This window comes from Acidovorax sp. FG27, assembly GCF_040365715.1.
Classification (GTDB): Bacteria; Pseudomonadota; Gammaproteobacteria; order Burkholderiales; family Burkholderiaceae_C; genus Paracidovorax.
Genome location: NZ_BAABVY010000004.1, coordinates 154,190 through 165,250, shown reverse-complemented (window position 1 = coordinate 165,250; position 11,061 = coordinate 154,190). Strand labels below are relative to the sequence as shown.

The window sequence follows — 11,061 nt, the reverse complement described above, 5'->3', positions numbered from 1 at the left end:
ATCGACCGCCAGGCCACGCCCGGCGCGGAAACCAGCTTCGCCAACGGCGGGCAGATCTCCGTCAGCCATGCCGAACCCTGGGCCAACCCCAGCGCGCCACTGAAGGTGCTGCAGTGGCTGGGCCGCGAAGACGCCCCGCTGCTCTTTCGCCTGCGCGCCGACATGCGCCAGTGGCTCTGGGGCCTGCAGTTCCTGCGCGAATGCACGCCGGCGCGCACGCGCCACAACATCGAGCAGATCGTCTCGCTGGGCACCTACAGCCGCGACACCCTGCAGCAGCTGCGCCGGGACACCGGCATCCAGTACGACCAGCGCACGCAGGGCATCCTGCACTTCTATACCAGCCAGAAGGAGTTCGACGGCGCGCTGGCCCCGGCCGAGCAGATGCGCGCCCTGGGCTGCGAACGCCGCGTGGTGAGCGCCGACGAAGCCGTGCGGCTGGAGCCCGCGCTGGCCCACATCCGCCCGCAGCTGGCCGGCGCCACCTACACCGCCGAGGACGAGTCGGGCGACGCCAACACCTTCACGCGCGAGCTGGCGCGGCTGGCGCAAGCGGCGGGCGTGCAGTTCCGCCTGGGCTGCCACATCACCGCGCTGCGCACAGCGGGCGGCGCCATCGACCACGTGGAGCTCACCAATGCCGAGGGCCGCTTCGAGCGGCTGCGCGCCGACGCCTACGTGCTGGCCATGGGCTCGTTCAGCCCGCTGCTGGCCGAGCCGCTGGGCCTGCGCCTGCCGATCTATCCGGCCAAGGGCTACTCGGTGACCATGCCCGTGCGCGACGCCGATGCGGCCTACCAGGTGAGCCTGACGGACGACGAATACAAGCTGGTCTTCTCGCGCTACACCAGCGAGCGCGGCGACCGGCTGCGCATCGCGGGCACGGCCGAGCTGAACGGCTACGGCCGCGACCTGAACCCGGTGCGCTGCGACGCCATCGTGCGCCGGGTGGAGCAGCTCTTCCCCGGCGCGGGCGACACCCGCCAGGCGCAGTTCTGGACCGGCCTGCGCCCCGCCACGCCCAGCAACGTGCCGCTGATCGGCAAGACCAAGGTCGGCAACCTGTTCCTCAACACCGGCCACGGCACGCTGGGCTGGACGCATGCCTGCGGCTCGGGCAAATCGATCGCGCGCATCGTGAGCGGCCTGGCGCCGGAGCTGGACTTCGCCTTCACGGGGATGGAGTCAGGCCCCATGCCCGCGTGGAAGCCGGCCTGAACCCACCCGCCATTTTGCTATGGTTCTTATAGCTACAGGCGCTTGATGAATCAGCGCCGCAGCCAATTTTCATTCGATATGCTGCGGCGGCCGAGCTACCCGTGGGTGGCCTCTTCCACGAACACGGTCAGCACGCCGGTGTAGCCGTAGAGCCGGTGGTGCGCGATCTCGCCCGCCGCGAAGAAGCCCACCAGCGGCACGTCGCCCAGCGCGTGCCGCACGATCTGCAGCTCCGCGCTCGGGCCGCCGAAATGCGGCCCGCCGCGCCCGGAGCAGCTGACATAGACGGCGCCCCGGATCTGCCGCTCGGGCGGCACGCCGCCGGCCGGCGCGGCGCTGGCGGAGGCATCGCGGGCGGCCATGGAAAGGGCCATGGAGAGGGCCGCGTCGTCCTGCGGCTCGGGCGACAGCTCCTCGCGGATCTCCGCGCAGATGCGCATCAGGTCGGCCCGGGCGGCCTGCACGTGGCGCTGGCAGAAGGCCAGGCGCATGCCGGTCTCGACACGGTCGGCCAGCGCCACGCCGCGCCGCGTGGCGTCCAGGCCGACGATGTGGCGCACCCGCACCTCGGTGCCGAAATGGCCGGTGCGGCCCTGCGGCTGCGTGCCGGCATCGACCAGCCCGGCCAGCGTGGCGCGCACCGAGCGCAGGGCCGGCTGCGGGTCGCCGTCCAACGACACCTGCAGCGTGTCCAGCAGCACGTCGAGCGCGGGCTGGTGGTCCAGCTCCAGCGCCACGTTGTCGTGCGCGGCCGTTACCGTCCGCAGCGGGCCGATGGGCTGGCAGCCCTGGGTGACGCGCGAGAGCAGCGGCACGCCGGCACCGAAGGCCACGCCGGAGAGGCCGCCGTCGAACACGCCGGTCGCGCCGCCCTGGCCCGGCAGGTTGCCATTGCCGGCCACGGCGAACTGCACGCTGGCGCCCCGGCTCGCCGCCAGGCCGCCGAACAGGTAGCCGGTGGCCGTGCGCTCGGCCACCTCGTCGATCAGCTCGGCGAGCTCGGGCGTGCCGCCGTCCGCATGCACCAGCGCCGTGTGCGCCGAAAAGCCCGTGGCGCTGCTGCCGCCGCCTTGCGCCAGCGGGGCCACGCCGGAGAACACGCGGTACTGGTCGGCGGGCAGGTCCAGCAGCATCACCGACAGCGCGGGCTCGTCGAAATACTCGGCGTTGCTGGCCGCCACGCCCACGCCCACGGTGCCGCTCCAGTCGGTCACCTCCGGCAACTCGGCCGCCAGGAAGGCCAGCACCTCGGCGGCATCGGCCGCATAGTGGTCGGTGATGTAGAGCAGCCCCAGCGGGGGCGCCGCCGCGTACTGCGGCTGCGCCATCTGCGCGCGCAGCTGGGCCAGCACCAGCGCGGCGGCCATGTGCCATTGGGGATGGGTGGCGTGCCCGTGGGGAAAGAGAGCCATGGTGTTCGAGGAATCTGGAAGAGCCGCGCGCTGCGGGCTCAGCGCGCAGGCCGGGAGCGTGCCGTGCGGGGCGGCGCCTTCGGCTGCGCGGCCTTGGCGCTCCTGGCGCTCTTGGCGCTCTTGGCCACCGCCTTGACCGCTGCCTTGGCAGGCGCCTTTGCCGGCACCTTGGCGGCCGGTGCCTTCCCCGCGGCGCGGGGGGTGGACGAAGGCGCCGCGGCCCGCTTCGGCGCGGCCCGCTGGGCGGCGGCCTTGGCCGTGGTGCGCGACTTGCCCGGCTTGCCGGCAGGGGCCTGGCGGGCCGCGTCCTGCAAGCCCTGCATGCCCTGCGCCGCCAGATGCGTGGCCACACCGGTCGCCGTCTTCACGGCCTCGGCGGCCATGGTGCGGGTGGCGTCCAGCGTGCTCTGGTGCTGGGCCACGTCCTGCAGCGCATGGGCCGCGATCTGCTGGAACTGCGTGCCGAGAGCCGTCCACCACTGCATGGGGTCGATCACGCCGGGGGCGGCGGCCGGGGCATCCGCCGCGGCGGCGCCCTCGCCAGCCGCCGCCTCTTCGCCGCCCGCCTCGGGGCCGTTCGCGTCGTCGTCGGCCGGCGCATCGGGGCCGGCATGGCGCGGCGCCGGCGCGGGCGGGTCCGCCCGATCGGGCTCGGCCGCGGCGGCACGCGAGGCGCCGAAGAACGACGACATGGAAGGCGCCGCCGGCGGCTCGGCCCGCGCTGCCTCCGGCGCGGGCGCGGGCGCCTTGGGTGTGAACGCACTGGCCAGATCGCCCATAGCCACGTTCATGCCCTTGAGCGTGGCCAGCGTCATCTTCTGCACCTCCAGCGCCTGCACGGTGGCGGTGAGCGCGCGCGAGTTCTGGTCCAGCCAGAACTGCACGGCCTTCAACTCCTCGATGCGCTTTTCCAGCTCTTCCTCGCTGACCGTGGGTGCCACCCAGCCCGGCATGGCGGGCACGCTGGCGGCGGAATTCTTCGCCAGGTTCTGCAGGAAGTCGAAGCCCGGCACGAAGCGGCCGAAGCCGAAGGGAGAGGAGTCGCTCATGGTCGTTCCTTCGCGGAAGGTTGTCTCGTGGAGTGGCGCGGAGCGGGCGTCGCCGCGCTCCGCGTGGCCGCAGCTTAACGCCAACGGCCCGGCTCTCAAACCGTGCCGCGCGGCGCCTGCAGACCACGATGCCATGCGGGCTGCCGGCCCATTCGGGCCGCGCGCGCCACGCCCTGCCGGGCAAACGCCCTAGAATCCGGCGACCAGCCTCGCTGGAATGTCGTGTTCACTTCCATCAAGAGATAAATCAACACCATGGCAACTGCAAAGAAAACCACCCAAGCCGCCACCAAGGCCGCGCCCGCCGCAGCCAAGAAGGCCGCTGCACCCGTAGCGAAGAAGGCCGCGGCTCCGGCCGCCAAGAAGGCTGCCGCGCCCGCTGCGAAGAAGGCTGCGGCGCCTGCCGCCAAGAAGGCCGCCGTGCCCGCGAAGAAGGCTGCTGCGCCCGCCAAGAAGGCAGCTGCCGCCCCTGCCGCCAAGGCCGCGCCCGCTGCGCTCAAGCCCGTCAAGGAAGCTTTCAGCAAGACGTCTCTGGTGGCCCACCTGGCCGCACAGGCCGGTGTCGAGCCCAAGGTCGCCAAGGCCGTGCTGACGGCCCTCGAAGGCGCCATCCTGGGCTCCGTGCACAAGAAGGGCTCCGGCGAATTCACGCTGCCCGGCCTGATGAAGATCGGCCTGCAGCAGATCCCCGCCAAGAAGAAGCGCTTCGGCAAGGACCCGTTCACGGGCCAGGAACGCTGGTTCCCCGCCAAGCCCGCATCGGTCAAGATCAAGACCCGCGCGCTGAAGAAGCTCAAGGACGCGACGATCTGATCGATCGCTCGATCGACTGCCCGCTGCCGCGCCCCATTGCGGCAGTGGCCAGCACCCAGCAAAAAGCCGGCTCGCGCCGGCTTTTTTCGTTCTGCGAACGCAGCCTTCAGCCGCGCGGCGGGGTTGCTCGCGGCTCCAGGTAGAGCGCGGCCAGCCGCTCGCGCTCGGCCGGGCCCACACCCAGCTCCCGTTCCAGGTAGCGGTCCAGCCCGCCGTGGTCGCTCTCGACGGCCTCCAGCGCCGCGTGCAGGAACTCTTCCTGCACCCGCCAGAGCACGCCCAGCACCGCCTCCGGCGCGGTGCCGGCGAATTGCGCGGGCCGCTGGTAGAGGCCGTTGGTGAGCAGGTAGTCGTCCATCACCACATGGCGCGGCACGCCCAGCGCCAGCAGGATCAGCGCGGCCGCGAAGCCGGTGCGGTCCTTGCCCGCGGTGCAGTGAAAGACCAGCGGCGCGTCGCTCGCCAGCAGGTGCCCGAACAGCGCGGCGAACTGCGGCGCGTTGACCGAGACGAAGTCGCGGTAGGTGTCCTGCATCAGCTCCACGGCGATGGCGGGCGTCAGCTCTTCGCCGGCCATGGCCATGTCCTTGGCGCGCTGCACCACGGTGGGCTCGATGGAGAGCGCGTGGTAGGCCACGTCGGGCAGCGCGTAGGCCAGCGAGGCGCGTTCGGCCGCGCCCCGGAAGTCGATCACCCGCGAGAGCCGCAGGCCGGCCAGCACCTCGGCATCCTGCGGCGTGAGCGACGCCAGGTGGTCGGAGCGGAACAGCCGGCGCCAGCGCACGGTGCGGCCATCGGCCGTGGCGTAGCCGCCCAGGTCGCGGAAATTGGTGGCGCCCGACAGGGGCAGGGATCGGGTGAACGATTGCATGCTCCGCACTGTAGCGAATGCGTATGACCGATTCGGCGCGCCGAGCCCGGGATGCCGGCACACGCGCCATCGCCCTACAGCCGGGCGGGCAGGCCGCCGCGACACTGGCCGGCTCTGAACATCTTCCACGACATCCGGCCGATGCCCACTGCTCAGACCGCCCAGACTCCATCCAACGCCCTCCCCGCCGGCACGGCTTCGCACCCCTCGTCCGTGCCACCGGCGGCCGATGCCGCGGCGGCCTCCGCCTACCGCTGGCAGTTCTTCCGTGCGGGCGGCGTGGACCAGGTCATCATCCGGTCGGGGCAGGACATCGCGCACCTGCCCGAGCTGGACCAGAAGCTCTGGGTGGCCCTCGCCTGCCCCACGCGGGGCATCGAGTTCGACACCCGCACGCTGGACCTGATCGACACCGACAAGGATGCGCGCATCCGCCCGCCCGAGCTGCTGGCGGCCTGTGCGTGGGCCTGCGGCGTGCTGGCCGACCCCGACGAACTGGCGCGGCCGGGCGATGCGATGCAGCTCACGGCGCTGGCCACCCATACCGAGGAAGGCGCCGCGCTGCACGCGCAGGCCGTGCGCATCCTCACCCTGGCCGGCCGGCCCGAGGCCGACACGCTGACGCTGGCCGACGTGCTGGAGCGCAGCGCGCACCTGAGCGCGCAGCGCTTCAACGGCGACGGCGTGGTGAGCCCCGATGCGGCCGGCGACGACGCGCTGGCGCGCCAGACGCTGCGCTGGATCATGCAGACGCACGGCAGCGTGCCGGCCGTGGACGACGAGCCCGATGGCGTGAACCGCAAGCTGGCCGAGGCCTTCTTCGCCGACGTCGCCAGGCTGCGCGCTTGGGCACAGGCAGCGCGCGAGGCCACCGCCGGCCTGCCGCTGGGCGAGCGCACCATGGCCGCCACGCAGGCCGTGAACAAGGTGCGCCAGAAGGTCGAGGACTTCTTCGCCCGCAGCCGGCTGGCCGCCTACGACATGCGCGCCGCCGCCGCGCTGAACCCCACCCAGCAGGAGTACGCGGCGCTGGCCGCCGGGCACGACCTGGCGCTCACTTCCGAGGCGATCGCCGCGCTGCCCATCGCCCCCGTGTCCGCCGTGGGCCTGAACGGCGTGCTGCCGCTCACGCGGGGCGTGAACCCGGCTTGGGGCGCGGCGCTGGCCACGCTGCGTGCGCAGGCCGTGGTGCCGCTGCTGGGCGAGGGCTTCGACAGCCTGACGGAGGCGCAGTGGCAGCAGCTCAAGGACGCCGTGGCGCCCTGCCAGGAACGCCTGGCCGCCAAGCCCGCGACGCCGCTCGCGCCCATCGAGGGCGAGGCCCTGTTCGCGCAGGTGCTGGACGGCGACGCCGAGCAGCGCGTGATGGCGCTCATCGACCAGGACGAGGCCGAGCAGGCCCACAACGACGCCACGCTGGCGCTGGAAAAGCTGCTGCGCTTCAAGCGCGACCTGCTGGTGCTGCTGAACAACTTCGTGTCGTTCTCGTCCTTCTACCAGCGGCGCGGCGCGATCTTCCAGGCCGGCACGCTCTACCTGGATGCGCGCAGCTGCGAACTGACCGTGCAGGTGCCCGATGCCGCCGCCCACGCCAAGCTCGCGGGGCTGGCCAAGACCTACCTTGCCTACTGCGCCTGCACCCGGCAGGGCCCGAAGAAGGCCGTGGAGAAGATGACCATCGTGGCCGCCTTCACGGCGGGGGACGTGGACTTCCTCTTCGTCGGCCGCAACGGCGTGTTCTACGACCGCCAGGGGCGCGACTGGGACGCGACCATCACCAAGGTGATCGAGAACCCGACCAGCATCGCGCAGGCGTTCTTCTCGCCGTACAAGAAGTTCCTGCGGGTGATCGAGGAGCAGGTCGCCAAGCGGGCCGCCGCCAGCGACACGCTGGTGCAGAAATCCCTCGGCACCAAGGCCAGCAGCCTGGCGAACGTGCCGCTCACCGCCAACGCCGCGGCGCCCGCTGCCACGCCCGCGCCCGAGACCGGCATGCGCCGCACCGACGTGGGCACGGTGGCCGCCATCGGCGTGGCGCTGGGCAGCATCAGCGCGGTGCTGGTGGGCGTGTTCGCCAAGTTCGTCGACCTGGGGCCGTGGATTCCGCTCGCGCTGGCGGGCATCGTGCTGGCCATCTCCGGCCCGAGCATGCTGATCGCGTGGCTGAAGCTGCGCCAGCGCAGCCTGGGCCCCATCCTGGACGCGAGCGGCTGGGCCATCAACGGGCGCATGCGCATCAACACGCGGCTGGGCGGCTCGCTGTCGCAGACGGCCCACGTGCCGCCCAACGCGCGCCGCCTGCTGGACGACCCCTTCGCCGAGCCGCGCCGCGGGTGGCTGGTGGCCGGCGCCGTGGCCGTGGCCCTGGGCGCGGCGGCGTTCTGGGCGTGGCGCTCGATCGGCTTCTAGCGCCCTACGCTGCGAATACTATGATTTCGATAGCATCCCGCGCTTGATGGATAAGCGCCAGCGGCCATTTCAGCTTGAAACCGACGCGCCTGCGGCCGCCCGCAGCGCGTCCATGTCAGTGGTGCAGAGCGACGCGCCGGCGGCCCGCTCCAGCGCATAGGCCGACAGCCGGGCGCTGGCGGGCGCGAGCGCCGGATGCAGCGCCGCCACCGACCGCAGCGCCCGCTGCAGCGCCACCCCGACCTCGACCGAGCCCGCCGCGTAACGCGCCAGCGGCTCGAACACGTCTTCGACCATGCCGGCGGGGCGCAGCGGCGGCGCGGTGACGCGGTCGAACGCGACGGGCCGGCCCTCTTCGGGCTGCGCCCGGGTCTGCTGCGCCCAGTGGCCCAGCGTGCGCAGGGCGGTGGCCATCACGCCCAGCGCGGTGCCCGGGTCGTTGATCGATGCGGACATGGCCCGCGCCGCGACCTCGCCCATCACCACGAAGCCGAAGCGCGGGTCGTGGTCGAAGGTACGGCCGTCGCCGATCAGCACGGCCTCCATCACCGCCTGGCGCGCGCCATCGTCCAGCGGGCCGTCGGCGCTGACAATGACCGTGTCCGGCGCGACAAAGGCGCCGGGCAGCACGTGCACGTGCAGCGTGGTCTCAAGCGCCTCGGCACGCGCCTGCAGCAGGTCCATCGACACGTGCTGCACGAAGCCCGTGGTGTCGCTGCGCACGGCGTGCGCGCCGCGCTCGCCCGGCTGCTGGCGCCGCCCGCCCAGGAAGGGCTTGTCCAGCCGCTGGTCGATGGCCTTGCGGGTCACGCGCTCGAGCCGGCTCAGGGTCTCGCCCAGGCGACCCAGCACCGAGAGGTAGTCGATCCAGCGCAGCAGCACGATCACCACCACCAGCAGGATCACCAGCGTGAAGCCGAACAGCACCAGCCGCCCGCCATCGCCGTACACATGGGCGTGCAGGCCGACCAGCCCGATCACGCCGTAGAGGAACGCGCCGATGAACACCGCCAGCGTGTTCTGCACGGTGGAGTCCTCGATGAGCAGCTGCGAGGCGCGTGGCGTGGCGCTGTTGGCCACCGCCGCGAACGAGGCGACCATGGTGCTGGCTGAGAAGATCGACACCGTGAGCATGCTGGAGGCGAGGATGTTCAGCAGGCTCTCCAACGCGTCGGAGCCCAGGTCGAGCGCCACGCCGTCTGGGATGAACGGCCCCGCCCAGGTCGACAGCATGACCGCCGCGCAGGCCAGCAGGGCGAAGAGCGAGCAGCGCACCCAGGTCTTGCGGGCCAGGCGCTGCAGGGTGAAAACCAGCTTTTCGGACATGCGCCGACTATCGGCGATGCCGCCCCGATGGCGGCCCACCGGCGCCGCGACGCTCTGTAGGCGAACGCCTGGACACTGCGTTCGGCCCACCCGGGGCGAACGGACCCCGGGCCGGCGCGGCCCTGCCCGCTACCGCATCACCAGCCCCCCGTCCACGAACAGCACCTGCCCCGTCATGAAGCCGCTCCAGTCCGAGGCGAGGAACAGCACCGGCCCGGCGATGTCCTCGGGCCGGGCGATGCGCCGCAGCGGCGTGGCGGCGGTGAGCCCTTCGCGGAACGACTCGGGCGTGGACTGGCTGGCCTGCGTGGGATAGACCAGCCCCGGCGCCACGCAGTTCACGCGGATGCCGAGCGGGCCCAGCTCCACCGCCAGGTTGCGGCTGAAGGCCACCAGCGCGGCCTTGGCTGTGGTGTAGTCGTGGTAGGGCACCACGGGGTGGTCGACGAGGTTGGTGGCGATGTTGACGATGCAGCCCCGCGCCTGCTGGCGCAGCTGCGGCAGCACGGCCTGGCAGACATGGAAGGCGCCGCCCACCGCGCCGCCGAACTGGGCCTGGTAGTCGCCCCACTGCAGTTCGCCGAACAGGGTGCGGCGGCGCGGGTCGAACGTGTACGGGCGGAAGGCGTTGTTGACCACCACATCGATGCGGCCGGCCTCCAGCAGGATGGCGTCGACCATGGCGCGCACGGCCTCGGGGTCGCCCACGTCGGCCTTGACGGCCCAGGCATCGCCGCCGGCGGCGCGGCAGGCCGCCACCGTCTCGGCGGCGGCCGCATCGTTGGAAAGGTGGTTGACGACCACCGTGGCGCCCTCGTGCGCGAAGGCGCGGGCGATGGCGGCCCCGATGCCCCGGCTGGCGCCGGTGACGAGGACGATCTGGCCGTGGAACTTGCCGGTCATGCGCGGGCCTCGGCCTGGCTTCAGGCGGCGGGCAGCAGGCTGGCGTCCACCACGTCCGCCACGCGGATGGGGCGCTGCACCAGGCCGAGCGCGTGGTAGGCGTCCGCGCCCTTTTGCAGCGACGGCAGGTGGATGCTGCCCAGCGGCTGCCCGGGCGTCGCCGGCTGCGCCGCGGCGTTGCGCAGGCGGATCACCTCCAGGTTGACGTCCTGCTGCGTGCCGTCGATGGCGTGCTTCACGGCCAGCGCGGCGGCTTCCTCGGGCTGGCCGATCATCCAGGCGGCGCTGTCGCGGTAACCCTTCAGGAACGCCCGCAGCAGCGCCTTCTTCTGCTGGAGCACTTCCTGGCGCACCACGAAGAGGTCGCTGGAGACGTTCAGGTAGTCGCGCACCTGCATCACGTCCACCTCGCCCAGGCCCTTGCGGCGGCCCACGGCCAGGCCCGTGTCGGTGGCGGCGGTGGCGTCCACCTGGCCCTGCAGCAGCGGCGCGAAGTTGAGCAGGCCGGTGACGACGATGGTCACGTCCGACTCCTTCAGGCCGGCCTGGTGCAGCATCACCAGCAGGTTCTGCCGCGTGCCGCTGGAGAGGCTGTAGACGCCGATGCGCTTGCCCTTCAGGTCGGCCGGCGTGCGGATGCGCGCCGATTTCAGCGACACCACGTTGAACACGTTCTGCGGATAGATGTCGTAGAGCGCGACCAGCTTCTCGCCCTTGTCGAGCGCCATGAAGAACGAGCCCGGGTCGGTGAACGCCACGTCGCCCTGGCCGCTCAGCGTGTTGCGGATGGCGTCGCCGCCGCCGGCGCCGGGCAGGTAGGCCAGCTCCACGCCCTGCGCCTTGAAAAAGCCCTTGTCGGGCTCGGCCAGCAGGTTGGTGATCTCGCTGATGGGCTTGCTCCAGCCGGCCACGGTGACCTTGCCGCGCACCTGCGGCTGGGCCCAGGCGGCCGGCGCGGCGGCAAAGGGGCCGCCGGCCAGGGCGGCGGAGGCGGCGAGCAGCGCGCGGCGGGAAAGGTGGGAGGGGCTTGCCATGGTCGTCTTGGTTTGTGAAGAAGAAG

General features: G+C 72.2%; 9 protein-coding genes. 3 read left to right on the top strand and 6 right to left on the bottom strand.

What is annotated here, in order from left to right; translation table 11 throughout:
• Positions 1-1,218, top strand: a 1,218-nt coding sequence (locus ABWV53_RS03725) for a D-amino acid dehydrogenase (RefSeq protein ID WP_353363083.1), incomplete at its 5' end; no start/stop codon positions are given.
• Positions 1,219-1,313: 95 nt separating this feature from the next.
• On the opposite strand, the gene ABWV53_RS03720 is transcribed toward ABWV53_RS03725, so the two are convergent.
• Entirely contained in the window at positions 1,314-2,630 is a 1,317-nt protein-coding gene (locus ABWV53_RS03720) for an FIST signal transduction protein (RefSeq protein ID WP_353363081.1), read from the bottom strand.
• A 38-nt stretch (positions 2,631-2,668) separates the two neighbouring features.
• Positions 2,669-3,679, bottom strand: a complete 1,011-nt coding sequence (locus tag ABWV53_RS03715) for a PhaM family polyhydroxyalkanoate granule multifunctional regulatory protein (protein ID WP_353363079.1) — start codon at positions 3,677-3,679, stop codon at positions 2,669-2,671.
• A 255-nt stretch (positions 3,680-3,934) separates the two neighbouring features.
• Here ABWV53_RS03715 and ABWV53_RS03710 point away from each other — a divergent pair, with 255 nt between their 5' ends.
• Entirely contained in the window at positions 3,935-4,492 is a 558-nt protein-coding gene (locus ABWV53_RS03710; RefSeq protein WP_353363077.1) for an HU family DNA-binding protein, read from the top strand.
• Positions 4,493-4,598: 106 nt separating this feature from the next.
• Here the strand turns inward: ABWV53_RS03710 and ABWV53_RS03705 are convergent, their stop codons facing one another.
• On the bottom strand, positions 4,599-5,363 hold the full coding sequence (locus tag ABWV53_RS03705) for a tyrosine-protein phosphatase (protein WP_353363075.1): 765 nt from the start codon (positions 5,361-5,363) through the stop codon (positions 4,599-4,601).
• A 141-nt stretch (positions 5,364-5,504) separates the two neighbouring features.
• On the opposite strand from ABWV53_RS03705, the gene ABWV53_RS03700 reads away from it, so the two are divergent.
• The gene (locus ABWV53_RS03700; RefSeq protein WP_353363073.1) at positions 5,505-7,772 is read left to right on the top strand and encodes a hypothetical protein; all 2,268 of its coding nucleotides are present in this window, start codon (positions 5,505-5,507) and stop codon (positions 7,770-7,772) included.
• Positions 7,773-7,841: 69 nt separating this feature from the next.
• On the opposite strand, the gene ABWV53_RS03695 is transcribed toward ABWV53_RS03700, so the two are convergent.
• The 3 genes from ABWV53_RS03695 to ABWV53_RS03685 all read right to left on the bottom strand — a co-directional run bounded on the left by ABWV53_RS03695 (position 7,842) and on the right by ABWV53_RS03685 (position 11,035).
• Positions 7,842-9,098: a DUF2254 domain-containing protein gene (locus tag ABWV53_RS03695; protein ID WP_353363071.1), complete on the bottom strand. Its 1,257-nt coding sequence runs from the start codon at positions 9,096-9,098 to the stop codon at positions 7,842-7,844.
• 129 nt (positions 9,099-9,227) lie between these two features.
• The gene (locus ABWV53_RS03690) at positions 9,228-10,001 is read right to left on the bottom strand and encodes an SDR family oxidoreductase (protein ID WP_353363069.1); all 774 of its coding nucleotides are present in this window, start codon (positions 9,999-10,001) and stop codon (positions 9,228-9,230) included.
• 20 nt (positions 10,002-10,021) lie between these two features.
• Complete coding sequence (locus ABWV53_RS03685) at positions 10,022-11,035, bottom strand: ABC transporter substrate-binding protein (RefSeq protein WP_353363067.1); 1,014 nt, start codon at positions 11,033-11,035, stop codon at positions 10,022-10,024.
• Positions 11,036-11,061 lie beyond the last annotated feature (26 nt).